This is a genomic window from Sulfurovum iocasae, assembly GCF_047716765.1.
GTDB lineage: Bacteria > Campylobacterota > Campylobacteria > Campylobacterales > Sulfurovaceae > Sulfurovum.
The window spans coordinates 1688067-1713017 of record NZ_CP180410.1 but is presented as its reverse complement, the minus strand read 5'-3'; the positions used below and the strand labels follow the sequence as shown (position 1 = coordinate 1713017).

At 37.5% G+C, this 24951-nt stretch carries 28 protein-coding genes and 1 tRNA gene; 10 read left to right on the top strand and 19 right to left on the bottom strand.

Annotated elements, in window-relative coordinates; genetic code table 11:
* Positions 1 to 23 precede the first annotated feature (23 nt).
* Entirely contained in the window at positions 24 to 1106 is a 1083-nt protein-coding gene (locus tag ACLHDG_RS08380) for an AI-2E family transporter (RefSeq protein ID WP_415405771.1), read from the bottom strand.
* A gap of 165 nt (positions 1107 to 1271) precedes the next feature.
* On the opposite strand from ACLHDG_RS08380, the gene ACLHDG_RS08375 reads away from it, so the two are divergent.
* Positions 1272 to 1505, top strand: a complete 234-nt coding sequence (locus ACLHDG_RS08375) for a glycine zipper domain-containing protein (RefSeq protein WP_415405770.1) — start codon at positions 1272 to 1274, stop codon at positions 1503 to 1505.
* 60 nt (positions 1506 to 1565) lie between these two features.
* On the opposite strand, the gene ACLHDG_RS08370 is transcribed toward ACLHDG_RS08375, so the two are convergent.
* From ACLHDG_RS08370 to ACLHDG_RS08335, 8 genes are all read right to left on the bottom strand, one after another.
* A complete protein-coding gene (locus tag ACLHDG_RS08370) occupies positions 1566 to 2804 on the bottom strand; it encodes a DEAD/DEAH box helicase (RefSeq protein ID WP_415405769.1) in 1239 nt (412 codons plus the stop codon).
* A gap of 177 nt (positions 2805 to 2981) precedes the next feature.
* Positions 2982 to 3320: a hypothetical protein gene (locus tag ACLHDG_RS08365; protein WP_415405768.1), complete on the bottom strand. Its 339-nt coding sequence runs from the start codon at positions 3318 to 3320 to the stop codon at positions 2982 to 2984.
* 137 nt (positions 3321 to 3457) lie between these two features.
* Entirely contained in the window at positions 3458 to 4537 is a 1080-nt protein-coding gene (locus ACLHDG_RS08360; RefSeq protein ID WP_415405767.1) for a dipeptide epimerase, read from the bottom strand.
* A gap of 3 nt (positions 4538 to 4540) precedes the next feature.
* On the bottom strand, positions 4541 to 4897 hold the full coding sequence (locus ACLHDG_RS08355) for a NifB/NifX family molybdenum-iron cluster-binding protein (protein ID WP_415405766.1): 357 nt from the start codon (positions 4895 to 4897) through the stop codon (positions 4541 to 4543).
* Position 4898: 1 nt separating this feature from the next.
* Entirely contained in the window at positions 4899 to 5129 is a 231-nt protein-coding gene (locus ACLHDG_RS08350) for a hypothetical protein (protein WP_415405765.1), read from the bottom strand.
* A gap of 25 nt (positions 5130 to 5154) precedes the next feature.
* On the bottom strand, positions 5155 to 5706 hold the full coding sequence (locus ACLHDG_RS08345) for a hypothetical protein (protein ID WP_415405764.1): 552 nt from the start codon (positions 5704 to 5706) through the stop codon (positions 5155 to 5157).
* An 88-nt stretch (positions 5707 to 5794) separates the two neighbouring features.
* Positions 5795 to 6958, bottom strand: coding sequence for a DUF819 domain-containing protein (locus tag ACLHDG_RS08340; protein ID WP_415405763.1), 1164 nt, complete (start codon positions 6956 to 6958; stop codon positions 5795 to 5797).
* Positions 6955 to 7737, bottom strand: a complete 783-nt coding sequence (locus tag ACLHDG_RS08335; RefSeq protein ID WP_415405762.1) for a patatin-like phospholipase family protein — start codon at positions 7735 to 7737, stop codon at positions 6955 to 6957. The genes ACLHDG_RS08340 and ACLHDG_RS08335 overlap by 4 nt, the downstream gene beginning before the upstream one ends.
* A 156-nt stretch (positions 7738 to 7893) precedes the next feature.
* Here ACLHDG_RS08335 and ACLHDG_RS08330 point away from each other — a divergent pair, with 156 nt between their 5' ends.
* On the top strand, positions 7894 to 8649 hold the full coding sequence (locus tag ACLHDG_RS08330) for a hypothetical protein (RefSeq protein WP_415405761.1): 756 nt from the start codon (positions 7894 to 7896) through the stop codon (positions 8647 to 8649).
* Between the two features lie 116 nt (positions 8650 to 8765).
* Here the strand turns inward: ACLHDG_RS08330 and ACLHDG_RS08325 are convergent, their stop codons facing one another.
* The 4 genes from ACLHDG_RS08325 to ACLHDG_RS08310 form a co-directional block, all read right to left on the bottom strand.
* Positions 8766 to 10088: a DEAD/DEAH box helicase gene (locus ACLHDG_RS08325; protein ID WP_415405760.1), complete on the bottom strand. Its 1323-nt coding sequence runs from the start codon at positions 10086 to 10088 to the stop codon at positions 8766 to 8768.
* 93 nt (positions 10089 to 10181) lie between these two features.
* Entirely contained in the window at positions 10182 to 11039 is an 858-nt protein-coding gene (locus tag ACLHDG_RS08320) for an RluA family pseudouridine synthase (RefSeq protein ID WP_415405759.1), read from the bottom strand.
* 125 nt (positions 11040 to 11164) lie between these two features.
* Positions 11165 to 11512 carry a hypothetical protein gene (locus ACLHDG_RS08315; protein ID WP_415405758.1) on the bottom strand — a complete coding sequence of 116 codons (348 nt, stop codon included), beginning with the start codon at positions 11510 to 11512 and terminating at the stop codon, positions 11165 to 11167.
* A 60-nt stretch (positions 11513 to 11572) separates the two neighbouring features.
* The gene (locus ACLHDG_RS08310) at positions 11573 to 14395 is read right to left on the bottom strand and encodes a helicase-related protein (RefSeq protein ID WP_415405757.1); all 2823 of its coding nucleotides are present in this window, start codon (positions 14393 to 14395) and stop codon (positions 11573 to 11575) included.
* 109 nt (positions 14396 to 14504) lie between these two features.
* Between ACLHDG_RS08310 and ACLHDG_RS08305 the strand changes: the two genes are divergently transcribed.
* Positions 14505 to 14828: a thioredoxin family protein gene (locus tag ACLHDG_RS08305; RefSeq protein ID WP_415405756.1), complete on the top strand. Its 324-nt coding sequence runs from the start codon at positions 14505 to 14507 to the stop codon at positions 14826 to 14828.
* A 61-nt stretch (positions 14829 to 14889) separates the two neighbouring features.
* Here ACLHDG_RS08305 and ACLHDG_RS08300 read toward each other — a convergent pair whose 3' ends face one another.
* From ACLHDG_RS08300 to ACLHDG_RS08290, 3 genes are all read right to left on the bottom strand, one after another.
* On the bottom strand, positions 14890 to 15075 hold the full coding sequence (locus ACLHDG_RS08300) for a hypothetical protein (RefSeq protein WP_415405755.1): 186 nt from the start codon (positions 15073 to 15075) through the stop codon (positions 14890 to 14892).
* Positions 15076 to 15294: 219 nt separating this feature from the next.
* Positions 15295 to 15370, bottom strand: a tRNA-Arg gene (locus ACLHDG_RS08295).
* Between the two features lie 343 nt (positions 15371 to 15713).
* A protein-coding gene (locus ACLHDG_RS08290) for an IS3 family transposase (protein ID WP_415405754.1) occupies positions 15714 to 16816 on the bottom strand; the annotation gives its coding sequence in 2 pieces (ribosomal slippage) (positions 15714 to 16555 and positions 16555 to 16816; 1104 coding nt in all).
* A 96-nt stretch (positions 16817 to 16912) separates the two neighbouring features.
* On the opposite strand from ACLHDG_RS08290, the gene ACLHDG_RS08285 reads away from it, so the two are divergent.
* The 7 genes from ACLHDG_RS08285 (at position 16913) to ACLHDG_RS08255 (ending at position 20339) form a co-directional block, all read left to right on the top strand.
* Entirely contained in the window at positions 16913 to 17731 is an 819-nt protein-coding gene (locus ACLHDG_RS08285; protein WP_415405753.1) for a tyrosine-type recombinase/integrase, read from the top strand.
* Positions 17732 to 18200: 469 nt separating this feature from the next.
* On the top strand, positions 18201 to 18419 hold the full coding sequence (locus ACLHDG_RS08280; RefSeq protein ID WP_415405752.1) for a hypothetical protein: 219 nt from the start codon (positions 18201 to 18203) through the stop codon (positions 18417 to 18419).
* Complete coding sequence (locus ACLHDG_RS08275) at positions 18419 to 18592, top strand: hypothetical protein (protein WP_415405751.1); 174 nt, start codon at positions 18419 to 18421, stop codon at positions 18590 to 18592. Before ACLHDG_RS08280 ends, ACLHDG_RS08275 begins: the two co-directional genes overlap by 1 nt.
* On the top strand, positions 18585 to 19028 hold the full coding sequence (locus ACLHDG_RS08270) for a JAB domain-containing protein (RefSeq protein WP_415405750.1): 444 nt from the start codon (positions 18585 to 18587) through the stop codon (positions 19026 to 19028). Before ACLHDG_RS08275 ends, ACLHDG_RS08270 begins: the two co-directional genes overlap by 8 nt.
* 24 nt (positions 19029 to 19052) lie before the next feature.
* A complete protein-coding gene (locus ACLHDG_RS08265) occupies positions 19053 to 19283 on the top strand; it encodes a hypothetical protein (RefSeq protein WP_415405749.1) in 231 nt (76 codons plus the stop codon).
* 1 nt (position 19284) lies between these two features.
* On the top strand, positions 19285 to 19854 hold the full coding sequence (locus ACLHDG_RS08260) for a siphovirus Gp157 family protein (protein WP_415405748.1): 570 nt from the start codon (positions 19285 to 19287) through the stop codon (positions 19852 to 19854).
* Positions 19854 to 20339 (top strand): hypothetical protein, encoded by a 486-nt coding sequence (locus ACLHDG_RS08255; protein WP_415405747.1) that lies wholly within the window; start codon positions 19854 to 19856, stop codon positions 20337 to 20339. Before ACLHDG_RS08260 ends, ACLHDG_RS08255 begins: the two co-directional genes overlap by 1 nt.
* Before the next feature lie 93 nt (positions 20340 to 20432).
* Here ACLHDG_RS08255 and ACLHDG_RS08250 read toward each other — a convergent pair whose 3' ends face one another.
* From ACLHDG_RS08250 to ACLHDG_RS08240, 3 genes are all read right to left on the bottom strand, one after another.
* The gene (locus ACLHDG_RS08250; protein WP_415405746.1) at positions 20433 to 22406 is read right to left on the bottom strand and encodes a DEAD/DEAH box helicase family protein; all 1974 of its coding nucleotides are present in this window, start codon (positions 22404 to 22406) and stop codon (positions 20433 to 20435) included.
* A gap of 313 nt (positions 22407 to 22719) precedes the next feature.
* Positions 22720 to 23385, bottom strand: a complete 666-nt coding sequence (locus tag ACLHDG_RS08245) for a winged helix-turn-helix transcriptional regulator (protein WP_415405745.1) — start codon at positions 23383 to 23385, stop codon at positions 22720 to 22722.
* Between the two features lie 121 nt (positions 23386 to 23506).
* Entirely contained in the window at positions 23507 to 24919 is a 1413-nt protein-coding gene (locus tag ACLHDG_RS08240; RefSeq protein ID WP_415405744.1) for a hypothetical protein, read from the bottom strand.
* Positions 24920 to 24951: the final 32 nt, after the last annotated feature.

Below are 24951 nucleotides of genomic sequence, written 5' to 3'. Positions count from 1 at the left end.
TTTTCTTTATGTAATAGTTTAACCTAAGCTTCTTTAGCTTCAGATTCTTCTTCCACTTCTGCTATCCAGAATTTAAAGAGTGTGTATGCCAAAGCGAAGATAACAGCACCTACAAAGAGTCCTATCATACCCATTAACATCATACCACCGATCGCACCGATCAAAATAACCAACATTGGAACATCGACACCTCTACCCATGAGCATAGGTTTCAACACACCGTCACTCGCTCCCACGATAAGCATATAGATAGCAAAAATAACTTCAGCTGTCCCAGACCCTTGAGAGAATACATAAGCGATAACCGGACCGATGATCAACAGAGCAGGAATTTGAATAATAGTTAAAAACATAATAGCAACAGCCCAAACCATTGCAAGAGGAACACCCATCAGTCCCATACCGATCAGAGCAAGTGTTGACTGTATCACTGCAACACCCAGTACACCATTCACCACAGAACGTACAGTCAGTGCAGATAAATTTGCCCACTCATCCCCTTTATCTCCCATCAAACGACGTGAAATATTTTTATAAAACTTCACAGCTCCTTCACTACCTATAAGAAAAACTGCTGCGATGATCATCGAACCTACAAACATAAAAATAGTTCCAAGTCCGCTTCCCACTGCTGAGAATATTGAGCCAGCTATCTCTTTAATTTTGTCACTGAAAGGTGCCAAAGTTGCTTTTAAGTTTTTTGATGCGGCATCCCAGAATGCATACGATTTCTCACCAATAAGCGGCCACTCTTTTACTTTTTCAGTCGGAGGAGGAATCGTGATATTTCCCTCCTGCATTGCCTGTACGATCGTTTGTGAAGATTCAATCATCTTTCCTGAAAGTGAATAAGTTGGCATTAACAATGCTGCAACTACAGCAATCGTGATTGCAATAATGATCTTTTTACGATTACCAAAACGTTTTTCCAAACTATCGATCAGGGGGGAAAGTGCTACAGCAATGATAACACCCCAAACTACTATCGCCATAAAAGGTTTGGCGATCAAATACGACAAATAAACTACTATCGCTACAAGACCCACTTTAATAGCGATCTCTATCGCAAGACTTACTTTCTCTTCTCTCTCTTTAAGACTTACCATCATTCATTCCTTAAGTATAATTAATATTTATAGTAAATTATATCTAAAGAATCTATCAAACTTCTATCATTAAACTCCTATTTTGATAAATTACTGAAAAATTTATACTTACTTCTAATTTTATGTTACAATAAAACATAAACTAAAAGAAATGGAGGTCACGTTATGAAAAAATTACATTTAACGATCGCTTTAGTCGCAGGTGCAAGTATGGTTCTTATGACAGGATGTGCAACTAAAACACAAACTGGTGCGGCTATCGGTGGTGGTACGGGTGCACTTATTGGTGCTGCTGCAGGTGGAACACGTGGAGCTGTCATTGGTGGTGCAGTAGGTGCTCTTGCAGGTGGTGCTATTGGTCATAGTGAAGAGAAAAAAGACAAAGCGCGTGGCTATTGATAGTAATCCAAGCTATTAAGTCGAAGGGTGGGGTTTGACCTACCCTTGATAAAGATATTTCTACTTAATCTTTTTAAGTGCTTGTTCTCTTAACTTATCTTTTTTACTTTTTCTTTTACCTTTGACAGGTGCTTTGCCTTTCTCTTTAATAGGAGCATCACCTTTAAGCTCAAATCCTTTTATCTGTTCTCTTTCCAGCTTGATATTACTACGCTTTTCAATAAGTTTAAAATGATCTTGCTCTTCATGTCCTATGAATGTCACAGCTAAACCAGACTTGCCAGCTCTTCCTGTTCGTCCTATACGGTGGATGTAGTCAGCCGGGGAGCGTGGCAAGTCATAGTTGACGACACAAGAGATATCATCTATGTCTAAGCCGCGTGAAACCAGATCTGTTGCAAATAAGATCTGTATTTTCTTGGCTTTAAACTGTTCTAACGTATAGTTACGGTCTTCTTGCGTTAAGTCACCATGAAAAGACTCTGCCAAATAACCACGTTTCTTAAACTTTTCTGCTATGTTATCTGTGGCTCTTTTGTTCGCCATAAATACCAGTATACTTTTCCACTTTTCTTTCTTCATCAAGTGTCTAAGTAGTGGTCCCCTGTTCTCAGGATTTACTTCTATGACCCGTTGGAGTATTTTCTCAACTACAGGTGCTTCGTTTTCAAAGCTCACTTCTACTGGGGTTTGTGTGATCTTTGAAGCTATGTCAAGCATTTTTTGAGGGTAGGTTGCAGAAAAGAGAAGGTTTTGACGTTGAGAAGGTATGGCTTCCAATATAAGGTCCAACTCTTCTGAAAATCCAAGGTTAAGCATCTTGTCTGCTTCATCAAGTACAAAATATTCTAATTTAGAAAGATTCATCTGCTTCTTAGAAAGTACATCCAAAAGACGACCGGAAGTAGCCACAACAATATCACACCCTTGCTGTATGGTATAAAGCTGATCACCGATGCTTTCTCCACCAATGATAGAAACTACCTTTGGATTACGAGCTAAATAGTTCCCAAAAGTAGAAAAGTACTCCGCTACTTGTAGTGTAAGCTCACGAGTAGGGGTCAACACTAAAACCTTTATCTTTGCCTTTCCCTCTGGTATGTTTCGTGACCAAAGCTCTAGAATAGGTAGAACAAAGCTTGCACTTTTCCCCGATCCAGTCTGAGCTTTCGCCATGACATCATTTTTTTCTAGAACTAAGGGGATTACTTTTTCTTGGACAGGAGTTGGTTTAGTATAATTATTTTCTTGTAGAGCTTTTTGTATGGGGGTTGATAAGTTTAGGTTTCTAAATCGCATGTAGCTTCCTCGTTACACCTTTTCAAGGTGTAATGCATATGGTGTTTATTATACAGTAAGGTTAATATCAATTGCTTGACTATCTAGTGATGGACTTTGAGTTATTTTAGTTTTAATTAAAGTATGCATTACACCTTGAAAAGGTGTAACGAGAGAGAAAGCGAATGAGAATTATGATTAATCGTAGACATCATCCATATTGAAACTGTAATCTGGCTCTATATCTGGGATAGACTCTAGGGTATTTGGATCAACTTCAAGTTCCGATAGATCGAAGTCTTTTCCTTGATAAAATGTTTGCTCTTTGGCATACTTTTCTTCTCTTTTCATCTGCTCTTGAATCTGCTTTTCAGCTCTTTTTGCTTTTACACTTTCATTATTCTCAGCATTCTCTTTTGCTTTTGTACTAGCATTATTCTCAGTATTCGATTTTACTTTTGTGCTATCATTGTTTTCAGCATTCAGCGCTATACTTAAAGAACCTACCAAAAAAATCAATAGAAATAGTTTTTTCATAATTTCACCTTATTATAATGTTTATTTTTAATTATACTGAGTATAGCAGAAATATTATCTTATTGCAAATAAATTTTTCTATATATAGGAGTTATAGTATATAGAAGGCGTAGGGAAATTACAAAAGACATTGTGCCTTAGAAAGAAGTAACAAGTGAAACACCCAATCCTACTCTGTCACTTAAAATGATCTCACTTTCATTAAAGACAATACTCGTCTCCACAGGATGAGAAGCCAAGAGACTCACTGCATCCAAGTCAAGCATCGTAATCACATCTGCTTTTGCTGAAGCCACATGTACTCCTGCAGCTACTGAGATGGGCCCTTCAAGCATGCAGCCTATCATACATTTTACACCAAACGCTTTGGAGAGATCAGCAAGTTCAAGAGCTTGTGAGATACCTGCGGTTTTGGCAAGTTTGATGTTGACGTAGTCTATGGCTTGCATTTCAAGCAGCTTTTTTGCATCTTTAACGCTGAAGATGGACTCATCTGCAAGTAGGGGAGTTTGGACTCGCTCTTTGATGTAGTGGAGACCTTCTATATCGTCTGCTCTTACCGGTTGCTCTATGAACTCTGCAATGATGTTTTCTTTCTCAATGGCATGAAGTAGGCTGACGGACTCTTTGGCTGTCCACCCTTGATTTGCATCGAGTCTTAACTTGATATTCTTATCTAAAGCACTATGTATAGCTTTTACCCTCTCTATATCTTTTTGCGGATTATCACCTATCTTTATTTTGAGTGTATCATAGCCCAAATTAACAGCATCAAGAGAATCTTCTATCATCTTGTCTATCTCACCCATGCTTATGGTGATATCCGTTTTAAAATGGGTTTGTGTTCCCCCAAGCATTTGGTAGAGGGGTTGTTTAGATGCTTTGGCTTTTAGATCGTAGAATGCTATCTCCAGAGCAGATTTAGCTGTAGTATTTTTTAATATTAAATTGTGTACTAAGTCTAAGATCGTATCAAGATCTTCGATCTCCAAGCCTATGATATGAGGTTTAATGTACTCGATAGCAGCGATCATAGAACCCATCGTCTCACCAGTGATGACAGGTGTGGGGGCACCTTCACCATAGCCTATTGAACCATCATCACACTCAATGATGACCACAAGGTCTTCAAGTGCATCTACACGACGTAAAGAAGTGATAAAAGGGTTTTTAAGTGGGGCTTTGAGAGTGCTGGTTCGTATGTTGCTTATTTTCATATGTTATTTTTTCAAGCTTTGAATGGCAGAGTTGATATCACCTTTATGTATAGTATATTTAATATGGTTAGATTTTAACTGTTTAATAAGTTTGTCTCCAAAATTTGAAGCGATCATTTCTGATACCTTTTTCTCCTTTAGCATAGCTACTAACTTTGAGCTGGCTCCTCCCTGTACATCTTTATGTGGGTTTTTCATGGTTTCCAATACTTTACCTTCATTATCAAAGAAGATATAATAGTCACATCGTGAAGCTTCTAAAGCGATCTCTGCTTCGAAAGTCTCTCCCGTACTTGCTACTACAATAACATTAGAAAATAAACTACTACATATGATAAGTAAACCAATAATCCATTTCATATTAAGCCTTACCTTCTAAACTTTCAATATCTCGTATCTTAGCTCCCAACCCTTTGATCCGTGTTGCAAGTTTTTCTCTTTCTTGCATGATCAGGTCTTCTTCAAACTCATCATCCGCATATTCCAGGTTTCGTTCGTAGCTCTTGTATTCTTTAAGCAGTTCAGCTTTCAGTTCTATGTATTCAGGTTTCTTTTCTACTTCTGTTTTTTGTTCATCTGTTAATGTTGTCATTTAAAATCCTTATTGCAAAAAATTACTATCGATGTCTGGATGGTCTGCTCACATTATGTGATCTACCATAATTCGTATTTCTCGTTCTTGACGTATTGCCGTAATTACTTCTGTTACGTGTTGTACTTCTGTCTCTTGTGTTAGCTCTATTTTTGGTATTACTTCTATCTCTTGTTGACCTATTTATATTTTGCTTACGTGTATTACCTTGTCTCTTATATTGACTACGGTTCTTATATTGGTTTTTATTTTTATAATAACCATGATGACCTACTTGTGCGCGATAACGACGTCCATTATAGTATCTGTATCCACTGTTATAGTAGTGTCCACTTCTATATCTACGTCCATGATAGTGATAGTATCCACCACGATAATACCCACCATAATAATATCTTCCACCATAGAAGTAATATGGTTGATTGTAATAATAAGGGTAACTATAGACTGATGCAGCCACAACACCAACACCAAGTCCAGTAGCAAAGGCTTGTTCTTGTGGTGTACAGGCTGTAAATAAGAGTGTTGAACTAAGTGCACCGATCACAGTTAAATGTTTAAGTTTTTTTCTTATCATCCTGAATTCCTTTTATATTTTATTTTATATAGTATACTAGAAAAGTGAAGTGATTGTGTTATAGAAATAAAAAATCTATGAATGAAAGCTATTGCCCTATTATTTCAAGTACTTTCCCTACCATAAGTCCACCAAAGGTCCCAACAATGTACCCCGTCATCGCCATAAGCACTCCTATGGGGATGAGGGCTTTGGAGTATGCAGAAGCTAAGATAGGGGCAGAGGCAACACCACCGATGTTAGCCAACGATGCCACACCTAGAGAAAAGAGGTCAAGTTTGAAGAGTTTGGCAAAGAGTATCATGATACTTACATGTATAGTGATGATGACAAATCCGGCCAGTATGTAAAGAGGTGCTTCAGTCAGCTCTGCAAAGTTGGCCCGTGAGGCGATGAGAGCCACTATGAGGTAGAGCATAATATTTGCTAACTCTGAACCTCCGGATATCTTGGCTAGAGGTGTCATGGCAAAGAGTGTACCTGCAAGTGTAGCGATGATGACTATCCATGTAGTGGTGGTGAGAAATGGTGTGGTAGGCAGAAAAGAAGCTCCATACTGTGCCAGTGCAGAGACGAAGAGTGCAGAACCCAGAAGGAAGAAAAGGGAGGCAAAGTCTATCGGTTTTTTCTCGTCTTCTTTGAGGGCCAGTCTTTCTCCCACTTCATCTATCACCGAGGTATCGGCTTTGCTCCAAAGGTTGAATTTTTTAGCAAAGGGTACGAGGGCCAAGAGTATCATCACCCAGATAGCGTAGTCTATGGAGTCGATGAGCAGGGTGTACCCCATAGCAGAGTCTGGTAAGTCCAATGCACCCTGTATGGCTACCATATTTGCCGTTCCTCCCATCCATGAGCCGGAAAGTGCTGCAAAAGCCTTCCATGAGTTAGGCTCAAAGTAGGTATGGAAGAGGGTAAAAGTACCTATGAATCCTATAGCAATGCTCACAGAGGCTAAGAAGAAAGTCAGTAACATTTTCTTACCCAGTTTAAAGATCTCTCTCATGTCAGCAGAGAGAAGCATAAGAAATATCATGGCAGGAAGAAGGTTGGATTTGACAGTTTTATAGGTAGCTGTCACAGACTCACTTTTCTGCCACAGGCCAAAGGTAGAAAAGAGCATCACCACAAAGTAGATGATGACGATAGAGGGGAGATACTCAAAGAGCTTGTGTTGGCTCTTTTTCTCACTGTAGACGATAGCAGAGCCTATCATCATGAGTAGAGCTAAGTAGGTAAATCCGTTTTCGATCATTTTAATAATCCCAGTCCTAAGGCTCTTATCTCTTCACTTTTATGAAAATCAAATGTTTTATATTCTTTAGTATGAGGTTCTAAAAGGTAGATATTTTTACTTGAGTTTCTAATGTGTGTTTGTGATTGGTTGTAGATGAGTAGTCTCATCGATTTCTCAAACATCTCCAAGACATTAGAGGTTTTAAAAAAGTTATCGGGCATCATTTTTTGAAAGGCATTTTTACCCAGTACATCTACGGCTATGACATCGTCAAAAGAGGCTTCATTGATACCTAGATTTTCACACAAAAATCCATCACCATAGATATTACCATCTATGATGTGCTCTTCAAATATCCCGGGTATCGCCATGGTACAAAGTATAGCATCTTTAATAGATACATCATCCTCAGCTGTAAATACTCGCTTATTTCCATCTCGTAGATTGGTTACTATGAGTTTTAGAGGGATTTGTGTATCTTTCATTTTTCTATCTTGAAAGATCTCATCAAAGATTTGTGCTATTTTGTCATTATCGACTATGGCATTACCCGAAAAGGAGAATTTTATCCAGTTAAAGACACCTGCAAAACTTTTAATGCGTTCATGTATCTCTTCTTCCTTCATCCCAATGGACATACATGCCCCGATGATCCCACCCATGCTTGTACCCACTATTTCATTAGGTACTATGTTTTGTTCTTCAAGGTCATGCAGTACACCCAAATGAGCAATACCAAAAGCACCACCACCGGAGAGTACTAAAGTAAAGTTTTTTGTTTCAAAATTATTTGTCATGAAAGTATTATATCTTAATGGGATTTATATCCAAACGTTTCTTTTTCGCAGCATCTCTAAAATAGGATAATTTTTGATATACTTGTTTATAGAAAGAACATTAAAATGAATATTTTGTTCTTTTAAAGATCATTTTAAAAGAGGAGGAGAGTGATTATGAAAGAAAAGACATTTCTAAAGTGGGGTATGGTACTAATATTTTTCACCCTTATGTTTCAAAATGCGTATGGTGATATCTATATGAAGCAAAAACAGCATACGGATGCTGTGACAATGATGGGTCAGACGCAACCTGCCAAAGATGTGATCAGTGAGTCCTGGATCACATCAGATAAAGTAGTAACCATGAGCGAAAAGCAAAAGGTTATCATAGATATGAATAAGAAGATCATCACTATGATCGATCATGAAGCAAAATCAATTGTAGATATGCCAATGGACTTTTCTAAAAGTATGGATAAAAAAGGGGATATGTCAGAGGAAGAAAAGGCCGGGTTCCAACAACTTATGGGCGCAATGATGCAAATGGATGTGAAGGTGGAAGAGACAAATGAAAGAAAAAAGATCGGTAAATGGAATTGTCAGAAATATCTTCAAACTATAAATATGGCAATGGGAACAACAAATTCTGAAATTTGGGCAACAGAGGATATCAAAGTTGATGGAGACCTATATGCAAAATATTCTGTTGGGATACTGGCACAGATACCAGGTATGGGTCAAAATATGAGTGCTGTCACGCAGGAACTCAAAAAAATAAAAGGTGTTCATGTTTATTCAGAGCAAACCATAACAATGATGGGGCAACCTATGAAATCTTCTATTGAGCTGATAGAATTCAAAGAAGGAAAAGCACCAAGTAATATATTTGATCTGCCAGCTGAATATAAAAAAGCTGGTGCTTTTAGATAAAATAAAAAAAACGGGAATACTTCCCAGTTTGGTAAAAATTTGAATTATCTGCGTCTTGCTCTGTAATGAGAAGATCGTTGATAATGGTTTCTGCTGTTATAATAACTTAAGTACTACTATTTTTTACGCCCCTCTGGTCTTTTCTTTTTTTGAGGGTTCTTACTTCGTGATCTTTTTTCCATTCTTTTTTTATGAAAATCATAACCACCTTTACGTTCTATGAGTGATTTTTTCTTTGGCTGTTTTTGTCTTGGCTGTTTGTCTGTTAGTTCAAAACCAGGATAAATGTCTCTTTTAATGTTTAGACGCAGATGTCTCTCTATTTTTGAGAAAGCATTATAATCTATCGTTGTTAAAAATGATATGACCTGTCCTTTATGACCGGCTCTACCTGTTCTACCGACTCTATGTGTAAAATCATCAGTGGTTTCTGGCAGATCATAGTTAATGACCATTTCAAGTTCAGGAATGTCTATTCCTCTTGCTGCAATATCTGTTGCTACCAGTACCTGTGTTTTACCACTTTTTAAAAGGGCTAAAGATTTTGCTCTGTTTCCTCTGTTAAGATCACCATGTATGATGGATGTTCTGATCTTCTTGCTTTTGAGGTACTCATAGATCTTATTGGCGGACTCTTTAGAAGAGGCAAAGAGCAGTATTTGTTCCAAACTTTTGTCTTCTATGAGTTTGGCTACCAATTCAGCTTTTCTGGCTTTGTCTACTTTATAGGCTCTGTGAACAATGAAGTCTACAATATCTCTTCTCTGACTCACTTCTACAATGGCAGGATCATTTAGGAACTCTTTAGCCAGTTTTTTAATGTTTTGTGAAATGGTTGCTGAGAACATCAGTGTTTGTCTTGGTCTGCCACAGTAGTTTAAAATGGCTTTGATCTCATCAATGAAACCAAGGTCAAGCATGGTATCTGCTTCATCCAAGATCACTGTATTGACATACTCAAGGTTGATTTTCTTGTCAGCGATGAAGCTCTGTAAACGTCCAGGAGTTGCCACAATGATATCAGTACCTTTTTTAATACGTTCAAGTTGAGAACTTTTAGGGATTCCCCCTTGAACTTTAACATTGTTGATCTCAAGATATTTTCCAAAGTCATTAATGGAACGTGAAACTTGATCTACAAGTTCAATTGTAGGTACAATAATTAATGCTCTGATTACTTTTTGATCTTTCTTCACTACTTTTTGAAGTTTATTTAACAAAGGCAGTACATATGCAGCAGTTTTTCCTGTACCGGATTTTGATGCACCTAAGACATCCACACCTTTCATGGCAACAGGTATGACTTTGTTTTGTATGGCAGTAGCATTTTCATACTTCTCATGAGCAATGGCCTTTAAAATGTCTGGGTGTAAGTTTAATTTTTCAAATGCTTTGATGGTAGTTCCTTGGTGACTATTGATAGGACATTTTTTGAGCAAAGCCCAAAAAACTACGTTGTCACTGTGACTACTTCAGCAGTAGGCTCATATGACTAGTCATATTTATGATTATATTATGCGTATTATAGCGTATTAGTTCAAAAGAGCGTAAAAGTCTTTAGGTGCATCCACTTCAAAGCGTAAAATCTTTTTAGTTTTAGGATGAATGATGCTTAATCTCATAGAGTGAAGCCCCATTCTCCCACCTTTAGTTCCATAACGTTCATCTCCGATGATACTATGTCCCAACCAAGCTAAGTGTGCCCGTATTTGATGTTGTCTTCCTGTTTCTATGCTTACTTCAAGTAAAGATCTTTTCTCTTTACTTTCTTTTACTGTGTAGTGGGTAATGGCAGGTTTCGCATCGGGATGCTTCCCCACATGCATACGGTACTCTTTCTCATCGAGTCTTAAAGGCTGATTGATAGTTCCTTTGTTTTCCTTGGGAGTACCTTCCACTATGGCAAGGTATACTTTTTCAGACTTACCCCAGTTAGCCATTACAGCTTCTCTCATTTCTTTAGAGGTTGCAAAGAGTAAAATGCCTGATGTATCTCTGTCCAGTCTATGCACAGGCCAGAGTTTTACCGAGTTCTTTCCACGTGAGAGTTGTGTTCTAAGTATGGCAAGTGCATGTTGCTTGTTTTCTTGAATTGTACCTACAGACAAAAGCCCAGCAGGCTTATTTATGGCTATCAGGTCTTTGTCTTGATAGATGATTTCCAGTCTGTTAGTTGTTTGTGCAGAAGTTCCGGCTCTATGAACCATACCCACCTCCACTATATCATCCACATTGAGTATAAAATCATGTTTGGTAGTAACTTCACCATTCACAGCAACACTGGAACCTTGTAAACGCTGCTTTACTTTCTTTTTAGACCAGCCCTCTAGGTTAGTAAAAAGGAACTCTAAAAGTTTGCCTCTTTGTTTTACTTTGTATTGTTGTGCCATATAGTGTTGCCTTGTAGTTGTGAGACTCGTTCCCATGCTTTGCGTGGGAATGCATAGGTAGTTTGTATTATATCTTAGTTTAATACACCGTTAGGTGAAAGTGGAAGGTGTCATTTATCGGTGTATTACTTATTTTTGAATTCAATTCTATTATTAGTTTTATCAATTATAAACTGAAAGTCTTTCCAAATTAATATCCCATTTATATTCTGAAGTTTATTAATGAAAATATCTTCATCTTTTTCAGAATATTGGAAACTTCCATTTATTGAATTTGTATCTAAGTTATGTGTTTCAATAATTTGAAATGCTGAATCAGGAAGTATTTCTGGAATCCAACCTCTTTGAATAGCATTATCTTTTATTACTTCTTTTTTATTTTTGTAGGTATTTTTTTGTGTATCTGAAAATAATAGAAATAGTAGAAAAACTACAATAGCTATAAAAATTAAAATATTTAGTATTACTTTCATGTTATTACTGATTCCTTATATTTTATTTTTAAGTAAGAATTTTTTGGTAAGAAGGGTGGTTTACCTCCTCCTACGCCCTCTATACCCACCACGACCACCAGTAGACCCAGTCCCACGCTTATTCTGCCCATGACACTCATCACAAATAGAAAACCTATAAGAGAAATCAAGCACCTTTCCACATCTTCTACACTTCTTCGTAAAGTGACCTTGACGCAATGAGTTTTCTATGAAGTTGTTGAGTCTTACTCTGGCTTGTATAACTTTCTCAGTATCCTGGAAGAGGTCTGGAAACTTAAAAGAGAGCCAGAGGTAGAGAGATATCTCTCTGACTCTGTCTTCTGCGTTGAGCAGCATGTCGTTGGTCTGTGCGAAAGCAGGGAGGTCACGAGGAGGGATGTAGAGGACGGTTCCTCCTGCTTCTATTTGCTTAATGTAACGGTGAAACACTGACTCTATGTATGGTGACGAGATGCTTGCCGGGGCACATGAGAGGAAGAACCTTGTTTTTAAGTCAAGTTCATATTCACTTACTATGGCGGCTACTTCAAGCATGGAGTCTATGTTGGCGGCTACAAATGGGCCTTCAAACTCCATGTTATCTGCAAAGAAAGCCAAGATATCCAAGATGTTATCAGTCTCGAGTATCTCACCTATGAGCATGACATGTTCTAAACTTGCCATGACTGAGATAGGGAGTTCAAGATCTGGAAGAGGGCTGTGAAAGGCAGAGGTGATGGTGTCCAGGGTATTATCATCTAAGGCACCGACATACCCTTTCTCTTCAAAGCCGTAACGACCTGCACGCCCGGATATCTGTGACACTTCGCTAGGCAGAAGTTCACGACGACGTAAACCGTCAAATTTGTTGTCTTTTGAAAAGAGCAGGGTCTTTATGGGGAGATTGAGTCCCATGGCTATGGCATCGGTGGAGACGAGTATTTGGCTTTCTCCTTCTCTGAAACGTCTGGCCTCTTCACGTCTGACTTCCGGGGAGAGGTTACCGTACACTACAGAAACAGAGTACTTTTCGCTGAGTTGCTGTTTGAGGGAGAGGACATCTCGTCTGGAAAATGCCACAACAGCAGTTTGTGCTTCTATCTTCTTCATGGAAGTAGGTCTGTTCATCATCACCAGTTCATTTTTACGTTCAAAATGGATAACCTCCAGCTCCTCACCCAAATACTCACATAACTCTTCTACGGCATGCAGGGCATTACTTGATCCAGTGAGTATGACTTTCTTGGCTGGTGCTCCTATGAGGGCATTTGCCCAAGCCCAGCCTCGATCACGGTCGGCTATCATCTGGATCTCATCTATAACACATACATCGACATCCACTGCACCGTTCATCATCTCTATGGTGGAGCTTATGTGTGTGGACTCTTCGTCTATGATCTCCTCTTCTCCGGTGATGAGAGAGACATGCACGCTTTCTCTTTTTAAGTTCTCATAACCTTCAAGTGCAAGCAGACGCAGAGGTGCAAGGTAATAGCCGGTTGTTGCGGCTTCCAGTTCTTTAAGTGCAGCGTAGGTTTTCCCGGAGTTGGTTGGTCCTACATGAAAGATTATCTTGCGTTTTAGTTCACGTGCAAGAGGGAAGAGATTTTTAAAGTCACGGATGGTCTTAGCCAGTAACTCTTCACGTTTTTGTTTAGCCAGCAGGGGTTTAATGTACTCTCCAAAGTGAAAAAGTATGCGTCGTTTGCTCTTCTCTTTAAACTTCAGAGTTGTAGATGAACGTACCTGGGGTTCCACAAAACGGACGATGAACTCATGAAGTTTATCTTCTGTTAACTCCAGTTTATCACTCATCTCCTGCATCTCTTCGAGTACATCATCGATCGCAACTCTAAAGTGGGCAAGCAAGTCATCATTTACTCTGTTAATATCTTCTTTAACAGGTAGCTCTTGCCCTCTCCAAACGAGGTTATAAAAGAAAGGTTTTTCGTAAGAAACAGAAGTGTCATAAAAAAGAGTTGTACCAAACAGATCGTGGTTTTTTTCTTTCTCTATCATGATGTGGTCAGTGCTTTCAAACACTTCATATTTATCACTAATATTAGTTAATATGTCTTCAATGGTCTTTAGCTCTAAAGGTGCATGAGAGAGCAGGGACTCAGGTGGCATATTCCTAAGTGCCGTATTTGCTTCTTCTTCCGTAAGATAGGGGTGGTCAGACTCCTGAATCTGTGTAAGAAAAGCTTCCAGTTCTGCCGTCTTTATAGCTATGGTCTCTTCTTTTATAGCTTGAAGTTTTGTGATGATCTCTTCATCGTTAAGCTTCCAAAGTTCATCCATATCAAGAGTAGTTGTGGTACATAAAAGTAGCTTGTTAAAGTCGAAGTTTTTGAGAGAAAAAGTGAAGCTGTGATAGAACTCCATTTCATTCATACTGTTGAATGTAACCTCTAAGGACTTTTCAAGCGTATGAAGTCGATCTCTCATACGTAGATAGCCAAGTTTAGCGAGGACTTTATCTTCTGTGATCTTAGCATTTTTCACGTCTATAAAGGCATCAAGAAGCAAGTTCTCTTCATGTTTACTATGATCAACATCTTCTAAGAGTTGTAGGATCTTTTCTACTTTGTCTAAAGGAGGGCGATTGTCTCTTCGGGCTTTATGTACGGCTTTATAGCTCTGTGTCAGGTAAGAGACTATCATCTCTCTCGTACCGGCACCTTCTTCACTCCACGTACGTCTAATGGCTCTGATCATCTCTTCGCGTGTATGAGAAGGAAGTGTGATCTCAAGGAGCATGATAAGTTCTATGAGCTTTTCATCATCAAGTGTAGCTACGCCTTCATCAAAGGGAAGACCATTGAAGTAGTTACGTATTTTATTATTCATTTTTATAAGATATTTTTTCTTTTTCTTTGCCATTTTCTACTATTTTCATATTTTTTATAAGTATAGCATATTGTTATCGTGTAGAGGTCTCTTAGAGTTTATTTGATACAATAATCCATTATAAAATAAGTAAGGAAATTTAATGGCATTTATAGAAGTAGATGAAGATAATTTTGAACAGGTATTAACTAAAGAGTTCGACAAAAATCAGATCGTTATTTTAAAGTTTGGTTCGGAGTTTTGTGACCCTTGTCATGCGTTGGAGTGTGAACTTGAAGATGTAGATGATGAGTTTGAAGATGTCTCCGTCCTTATGATAGACACAGATGAATCACCAGATTTGGCAGAGCAGTATGAAGTGTATCAACTGCCTACCATGGTCATTTATAAAACCAGAACCCATATCCTTTATCATAGAGAAGGTGTGATACTCTCTCAGGATATTAATAAGATCATAGGAAAGTAAATACGTGGCATCCTCAGAGAGACAGGTACCCATAGGGATCCAGGGGGGACACCGGAAATTGCTAAGAGCTAAAATCTTTTTTGACGGTGTATATGAGTTTGTTAGCCATCCGCTCTCTAAGCTCTTCAGACTTGAATAGCATATTTTCCAGGACTTTCATCTGCTTTTTTCTTCGCTTTACTTCTTTTTTATAGTGTTTTATCTCTTGTTCTAAAAGTTTAATTTTCAATTTATTTACAGATTTCATTCTTGTTCCTTAAAATATATAATGACAGAGTAGTCTAGCAAAATGTATATAAAAGTTAAAATAGTGAAGTACCAAAGGTTGTGGGCTTAATGAGTAGTAAGTGAGTTTTCTATCTGCTTTTGTACGTGATTTTCATTTTCTGCACTCAAGTATAAAGCTGTAGTAAAGATAACAGTTACAGAAACAAAAATCAATAATTTAATTAAAAAATCTTTAATGTGGTATCCCCAAGAGGACTCGAACCTCTAGCTAGGCCTTAGGAGGGCCCTGCTTTATCCAGTTAAGCGATGAGGACATAGTGTGTTGTGAATCTAGGTTCACATTTTGGTTCACATGGAATTTTACCAAGATGTACATTACAACAAGAAATAACACCTACTACTATAGGAGACGAATCCCACTGGCTATAGTAAGCTTGTGTGATTCGAAATACATTCATAGACCTTTGTCTTCAGATAGAGTCTTAGCCAAGCAATTAGCCATCAGGTATAACAACATATTCAACATGATAGATATTGGACTCAAGCTAGGACATGATGTCTCAAGTCTTGTTGCAGAGCTTAACTTTAGGTCTGGCGAGAAGATAGATATCTACGAACAATACATGAAGTGTAAGCCTCCCCTTAAATCAAACCAGTCTAAGCAGAATAACTCTGTTCTAAATTGTACTTTTCTAAATATTCAACAGGACTTAACTTTCCTAAAAACTTGTGTGGTCTATTGTAGTTATAATCATCAATCCACTCTTTGGCTGCTACTCTTACTTCATCCAATGTATCAAATAGATAAGCATGAAAAAACTCTCGTCTCATAGAACCGTTAAAACGTTCAACTCTTGAATTTTGCGTAGGACAGCCTGGCTGTATAAACTTTAACTCTATAGAATGGATATAGCACCATATCTCTAGTTTGTGAGAGATAAATTCTGGACCATTGTCTACACGTATGGACTTTGGCTTACCTCTAAAATCTACAGCTCTTCGTAGTGCTTCAATCACCTTTGCTGAAGGCAATGAAGTGTCAACTTCAAACTCTATGAGTTCACGGTTAAATTCATCCATGATATTGAGGATACGGTATCTTCTGCCTCCAAAGAGCGTATCTGACATAAAATCCATACTCCATTGTTCATTTGGATGATAGAGATCCTGTAAAGGATTTTTAATACGCTTAGGTAATCGTTTCTTTGTACGACGCTGGATATTAAGTCCCATAGCCTTATAAACACGATATACACGTTTATGATTCCATACATAGCCTTGCTTACGAAGTCTATTAAAAAGTAGCCAGAAGCCGTTTCTAGGGTATTTATCTACCAAGCTGTTGAGAGCTTCAATTACTTTGCTATCATCTTTAGGCTTCTTCACATAATAATAAGTTGACTTGCTAATTTCCAACATCGTACAAGCCTGATTGATACTTAATGAAAAATGCATTACGATATGCTTTACTGTATCTCGCTTCTCATCAGGCTTTAGAGCTTTTTTTCAATCACATCCTTGAGAGCTTCATTCATCAGTGCCATCTCTGCATACATCTTTTTGAGCTTGGCATTCTCTTTTTCCAGATCACGGAGCTTTTTGACATCACCACTCTCTAGACCACTATATTTACGCTTCCATTTGTAATAAGTGTCTTTACTTACACCTTTTTCTCTTAGTGTTTCAACTACGGGTGCCCCGTCTTCTATATCTTTTAGGATACCAACAATCTGTCTCTCTGTGAACTTACTCTTTCGCATGAACTCTCCTGATTTATTTTATCAGAATTATTCTGTTTTAGGTGGTACGGTTTTTGGGGAGGCTTACAGAAGCACAAGGATGTCAGTGCTAATCGTATGGCTAAAATAAAACGATATTTGAGTGTATTGAAGGTCTTGCTTCCTAATGACCTTTCAAAGCTCAATATGAGCCTTCTTGACAGCATTAGAGGTAAGCTTACCAGACTACCAAAGATGAATATTCAGAAGTACAGAGTTAAGTCTATTACTGAGTTGCTGAAACTGCATATACCAACTGAAGATAAGCAGTCTGCTGAAACTGTTAATGGGTACATCAAGTTATTGAATGCTCTGTTGAAGTTTGCCTATGAGCGTGAAGCAGTAAGCAGACAATTCACTGTTACCTTGGCTAAGAGGTCAGGTAGCTCGAGAGATGAACGGCAAGCACTGAACATTGAAGAAATTAAAAAGTTAATGCATGACTCAGGTAATCAAAAACTTATACCGCTTTATAAAATACTCTATTACAGTGGAATGAGATTGTCTGAAGTCTACAAATGCAAGCTAACTGTAGTTGATGGTATTAAATGTTTTGATCTCACTGATGGAACCAGTGAGCTAAAAACAAAGAGCAGCTATAGACTGATACCAGTGCATGATAGTCTTGACGATGCAGAGTTACTTCTGGAACAGGCTAGGGCAGTAAGAGACGGTTATGCTACACGTAAGACATCTGAGTTCTTTAAAACCAAGGGAAAAAGCTTATACAGCCTGAGACATAGTTTTGCTACCCAGTTAGCATCTGAGGGCATTGAGACAACTATAATATCAGAGTTATTAGGACATGCTCATAATGGCATGACATTAGAAAGATATGTAAAAGGATACCCAACTAAATTATTAAGTGAATCTATCAACAAGCTGGATGCTATCTAGACATACATTGAACACCCTCATAGAGCCCATCAGAAGGCTCTTATATCCCTTCTGAACTACAAAGCGTACAAAGAGACGAACTTGTCCTAAAAAGACTCTCTCTGAGCTACCAGACACCTTTATATGCAAGCATATAACATGCCGTAAGACTGGCAATATACTGACCATATACTCTATGTAAATCTCTCCTTCTCCTCCTCATATCTAATCCCCTCTTATCCATCCCTCCCACCTCTCACAAATTCTCAATTTTCCCAAACTTCATCATTTTTTTATTTTTTATTTTTTTTCTAAATTTTTTTCTCTGTCGATTTCCCATAGTATAGAAGAAGAAACGATCCTTTTATTTTGACTCCCCCCCCGCATGCTCATACACTTAATATAGTTTTTTCAACTTCTACCCAAAAGATAGCACCAAATCCCTCACTCCGAGAAGAGTCTAAACTAAACCCCATTCAAAGGAGACACAATGACTATGACCAGTCAAGACTACGAAACCGTAGCAAACTTCAAACTGATCGAACAAGTTGCAACATACTACAGCAGTACCCAACAGGATATTCAAACGTATCGGGATATGAATACACCTGTACTGGAATCACTTTCCATAAAGCATTTAATGCACTGGAAGCAAGAGCTACATGCACTTATTTTTAACGGCTTAAATTGTCGTGAAAGGTTGCTGTAATGGAATCTTCACTGAAACAGATATTGGAAGAGTTGGACAGCACTCTAGTCAATGCGATAGACAAACTGGATGAAGCCGTCACATACGGTGAGCATTTAACCGATGAAGAGTTTGATGTGATCCAAGATCATATTGACACACTGGAAAGCATTAGAGGAGAAATCAATGGGTAATACAAATTACACCATGGATCAATTGCTACAGATGGTACAGGAAAAAGCGCAGGAGTACAAAGTAAATAGGATTACTTCAGCATCAGATGTTTACAGCCTTCTGCATGAGTACGCCAAGAAAGATAAAGAGCATTTCCTAATTGTGACCCTAGATGGTTCATCAAAGATCATAGAGCATCGAGTGATACACATTGGAACGCTAAACCAATCAATCGTCCATCCAAGAGAGGTATTTCGACCTGCTATACAAGACAATGCAGCAGGGATCGTCATAGCACACAACCATCCATCAGGCACACTTGAAGCCAGTAGAGCAGATATACAGATAACCCAGAGACTCAAAGAGGTCTCTAAACTTGTAGGTATAGAGCTACAAGACCATGTCATCCTGAGTAAAGAAGGATACTACAGCTTCTCAGATGAAGGATTACTGTAACCATATATTGACCAAGGAGAAATCATGTCAAAGATCAAAGATGAAATGGAACGCACCCAAGAGATAGAGTATGAACAGTATGTCAGCTTTATGGAATGGGTATGTGATCAAAAGGCAGCGGTGAGTGAAAGTGATAGTACAAATGAAGTAGAAGAAGACTCATTAAAGTCCTCAACTACACGGACTTCAATTGTACCAGCAAACACTTTAAACTCAGCAAATAACATTAACTACAACCCATGCAAAGGAGCATAAAATGAAAACAACAAGATACAGATTTGAAGAGACCGTACAGAGTGCCACAGCCAAAACAAAAGAGTGGCTCAAGGAAGAGCTCAGAGCCATACTCGAATCAGATAAAGACTATACCAGAAAAGCCGACTACATAGGCTTCTCAGTCCTCTCAATCGATAAAAGGATAGAGAGTATAGAGGAAGAAATAAAAGAGCTTCAGGAGCTAAAGAAGAGCCTTAAAACAGCCAAAGAATTAGTGCTTACTACAGGGGCAGAAGTCTTCACTGAGTACGGCATTGACAAGCTGGATGGAGCAGGTATCAGCAGCATTACTTTCACTGGTGCAACTACCTCAGACAAAACCAAACTTATCATTGAAGATAGAGAAGCACTCATTGAAGCAGGCTTCTATAAAAAGGTACTGGATGAAGAGATGCTGCGTGATCTCTACCATACTTCTCAATACAAAGATATCATCCAGTCTTATACCCGATTAGATGTAACAAGTACTCCTAAACCTGCCAAGATAAAAATCAACAAACGTAGAGGAGTTAACAACCCTACACACACTATTACAGAGGAGGTAGCGTAATGGAAACCAAAACACTCAAGACAAGTGATGAGATACTGGAGATCAATACCAATACAGGTGAAGTCATTATGTCTGCAAGGAAAGATGACTATGATCATATACAAAGAACCAAGATCAAAGCATTCAGGCTCTTATCTCGAAACGACTTTGTAAACATAAATGGCGTATGGGAAGCAAAGAGGGATGCGCTTATCAAGATCCTCTCTTCTCTACCTATCTCATATAGCTGGAAGATCCAAGATAAGCAGATCACAGAGAAGTACGCCCAAGTATTGGGTGTGCTGAAAGTAGAGACTGGTTCCATAGTCAGAGAAGCTGACAGTATGGGTATTTGTGAGTATTCAGAACTTAAAGGCAACGGAGGACTTCACTTTATGAACGCTAGAGCTGAGACAAGGGCTCTTAAGAGGGCTATTGAGACTCTGTTTGGTTCTGTGATTAATTATTATGTTGTTCATGTGTTGGAGTCTGCTCCTCGGGCATAGCACTAAAAGCTATTGTATCAGAGATGCACCTATCTAAAAACGGTCGACCCCTATAAAAGGACAAAGGTTTTACTAGACCACTTTTTATTCTGACTATATTTTATAGAAGTATTGTGTTGCTGTTTTTCTACCTTTTCCGATAATCTCTTTAATCTCAAATCCACATTTATGGAGGTTCTCTCTAAATTTTTGTTGTTGGAAACTATTCTTCCCCATCATCGTTCTAAACGACTCAGGTTTAATACCTACAACTTTAACAATATTCTTCTTCTCTATTGTATCTCCTCTTTTAAGATTGCTTTCGAGATACTGTATAAGAATATCAAAGTTAGCTGTTGCAAGTCCTGTATGCTTGGCTGACTTCAGTACCCAGTCTTTGAACTGGATATTAGGCATATGTCCAGCTATTTGTTTCTCGTATACTGTCTTTTGATCATTGGGCAAAATAATATAGATATCTGCTGGCTCGCAATTACCATCAAGGTTTATTATCTTTCTAATTCTAATACGATTCATAGCCTGTATGATTTCAGCGAGAATAGCTGAGTTCTCTATAGAGTTATTGAGTATGTCCTGCTCTTCCCCAAAGGCAGTCTCTTCACTATCTGTATTGATTATTGTTCTATTTTGTGCATAAGACTTAGGCTTATGATTAAGTCCTACAATGATACAAGTGTCAAAGTTTTGCCAGTCATTCAGTCCTGTGATAGCATTCCAATGAGCAACCTCTACAGTTTTATCAGAGTAGTTTTGTGTCGCTTCTTGTACGAATAAACTCTTATGTTGATTATGTGTTATGATGAGCGTTTTATTTCCGAGTGTGACACTTTGTAAAATATTTGCTACGAGATCCTTATCTATACTCTTTTTACCTGTTCTTCCTGCTGTTGTATGTATGGTAACATTTGAATAATTTCTTACACCCTCTGTTGGTGCAACCATATGAATATCGTTGTAGTATTTAGATCTCAGTTCATAAACTTTATTGGCTGTAGCAGTTGCATCAAAACAGACTAATGATTTTGTGAACATCATATCTGTTACTCTATGAAAACTGTTATGCCCTTGATTTGATGTGATATAAACTTGTCCAAGTTTGCTCATTATGTTTAGATTCACTATTGTCTCTATAAGCTCTTTCTTTAAAATATCGTTAGCTGATGAGTCTTTTATTCCAGATATGATGTGATTAAAATTAAGAGTATTAAAATACTTTTTAAATTTAGGGTCAATTTTTATAGTTTTAGCTTGTGCTTTAACAAAAAACTTTAAGAATAATGGATACTTCTCCATTGATTTTAATGGCGTAAACTTACATCTCAAAACATTTGTATTCTCATCAGTAATAAGATTCGTCCCACCACTATAGTTAGCTAGAACTTGTAGTTCATCTCTGAGAAGCTGTATCTCTTTAGCAAATTTAAGATCCCCTTTAAGCAGGTTGCTTTTTTGCATATATTCAAAGATTGTTATTGCTCGTCTAATAGAATCATCTCGAACAGATAACTCCCTCATTGTTTCTAATGCCTCATCAATAACAAGTAAGTCTCTATCCTCACCAAGCTTTTGCCACTTTTCACCACCAGTATAGTGATTTTTGTAAAAGGCATGTGTGGTGACTATTACCTGATATTTAGCAACTTCTTCAATCTCCAAGATCTCTTCTTTAGATTTTTTACTGTGATAGGAGACGGCTCTACTGTCTCTAGCTTCATCATTTATCTTTTCAGCTATCTTATCTGCTTCATCTGTGAGGTTTGTACTGATAAGGGCAGTAATATCTTTCGGAAGCATGGAACAGTAGGTGATTAAATTCTCAGTTTTAGCTGAACCTGTTGGTGCAGCAATGACATATTTCATTACTCTACCTCTTGCATTGTCTCCTATAGCAAAATTTAAAGTTTTACAGTTCATCTTCCATGTTGTTTCAAGTTTACTGGAGCGTGGACCTGCTAGCGTTTTCGTCCTAATTACTTTAAAATCAGTCCACTGACTGTACTTCATCTTAAAATTGAATAGAAAATCATCAAAAGCTATCGGTTCTCTTCCCATAAATAAAATAGCCATAGTGTTCATGTATAAAGTCCATATAATGTAGATATCAATAGTGTATCAAAATACAACTTCATTTCAAAAACTACAATCTGCCAACCTAAAATGAAACTAACTTTAAACAAGAGGATAGCGATGGATCCCATAGTTGTAGTAGTAGATTAAATTTATTAGAACTACAATGATTTATTGGCTAAAGTGCTAAGGATATTTTAGGAAAAATACAATAACTTCTAAAAGTTTTAGCTAAATTTGTACCGAGAGAAAACCTTATAATCTTATATATTTTATAAGGTTTTAGAAATAAACTATTTTGATAGAAATTTAACTATTGATTGTATGCGAATTTATATCCACGTCTTCTTACTGTGTGAATAACCTGGAATCCAAGAGCACTCTTAAGTTTTTTTCTAATCTGGTTAATTGCAACTTCTACTGTGTTGTCACTCACATACTCTGGTTCAGGCCAAAGTGCATTGATAATTTCATCTTTGGAAAAAACCCTTTTTTTACGAAGTGCAAGGTATGCTAAAATATCAAATGTTTTGCCATTAAGTGAGACAATATCTTCTCCGTAGGCTATCTGTTTATTTGCAATGTCTATAATAATCTTATCAATAGTGATATGAGTACCAAAAAGATGTCTCATATTTGCCAAAACTCTTGCAGCTACAAGATCAGGGTGTTCACAATGATTACAAACAACATCATCTGCACCCAAAGCATAAAAATAAGATTGTTGTTTATACTCATCTGTAAGTATGATAATCTTCGTGTCACTTTTTTTCTTTTTTACTTCGTTTACATATCGCTCTATTGAAAGATTGACACCTTCATCCATTATGATCACAAGTTCATAATGTCTAAAGTCTGTAAAATTAGTTGCATCATACAAATCTATCGCGTGATCTACAATACAAATAAAATATTCACCTAATTCTTCATCAAGTCTTTTAGCGTATTCATTACTGAAACCTACAGCTAGTATTCTCATCTCTCTCCAATACATGCAAAAGTGGACAAACCTTAAAGTTTATCTACTTTTCTCTTTTATTGATGTATTTATAGCAAAATACACCTTGTTTAAAAATAAAAGTAAGTTTGTAAACTCTTACTTATTTGAAGGGCCCACAAACCAATGCTCGTTTTACTCCAGTTGTTAAACTGTCTAGTCCTTCGATTACTTTTTCTCTTTTAATTAAAACATCTACAATCTGACTTGAATATTTTATGGCACTCTCTCTCATCATTCCCAGCATTGGCCAGCCCCATAATGCTGAAACGGTTACTTCATCTTGAACAAAATGAGGTTCCGTTAAAAAGGTACAACTTAGTACAGACTCAACAGCACTTCTATTGGTCTCACTTCCACCTACAAGGTCAATGACTATAGAACCTTTAGGGATGACACGCTTAAGGTGGTCATTACTTACAAGATATGTTATACCTCTAATTTCTCGTGGTATTTCTGCTCCATTGACCACCAGATCAACATCTTCCAGCCAATGATCAATGTTATCTTTCGTGGTTTGTGTACGACCTAAAATATTGATATTTTTGAAACCTTGGTTATAGATCTCATGCATTGCACCTCGTGCTACATTACCGTAACCTAGTACTACAACTTTTGCTTCACGAATATCGAGGTCAGGTTTATTCTCTTTAAGCAGTTTGATCCCATATCTTGCACCTGCCTGTCCTGTCTCATGAAGACACTGAATTCTTCGTAAACCAAATTCAAAAGGGGGATGCGTCTCTCTATAGTTGGCAATCGCTGCATCTCCACTTTCCAGCTCAAATTCATGAAAGTCAAAAATATGTGAATTGGTTTCTTTTAATTTTTCGATAAGTCCATTGGTATCGTTAAAATCTTCACTGTCATAAAAATAGAGAGTTTCACTGCCTGTCTCTTTTAACTCTTCAAATTTTACATCCGTATGAAGCATATTAAGTGATTTAGGGTTACGGTTTCCTGCTCTTCTTACCGCACCTGCCAATCTTTCATTTCGACCGATAACAAATATTTTTAGATTTCCGATTGTTTCATTTTCAATAAAACGTTTTAATGCTTCTGTCATCGCAGCCCGTGCTAATATTTGTTCATCTGTTTGTACTTTTGGGGATTCTGATATCTCCTCCATAGCAATAACATTTATTTGACTCTCTTCAAGCATTTTTGCTCTATCAGGAAAAGAGTGAAAATGTGCCATACAAAACAGTGTACAACCTTTTTTCATTTCAGATATAGACTCCAAAGAGGGACCTTTAAATTTAATGATCATATCTTTATCTTTGTATATCTCATCTGCTTTTTGCATCACAGCACCATTTTCAAGATACTCTTCATCTTCAAAATCTACACCCAGACCTGCACCATATTCAACAAATACGTTAACACCTGCATCTGTTAGTTGTCCAACATCTTTAGGGGTTAATGCAACTCTTTTTTCTAATCCACCTGGGTTTTCAGGAGATTCGATCTCCTTCACTAAAGCAATATTTTTGAATACAATTGATAATTTTTCCACTATAATCCTTTTTTATTTTACTATTGAATACT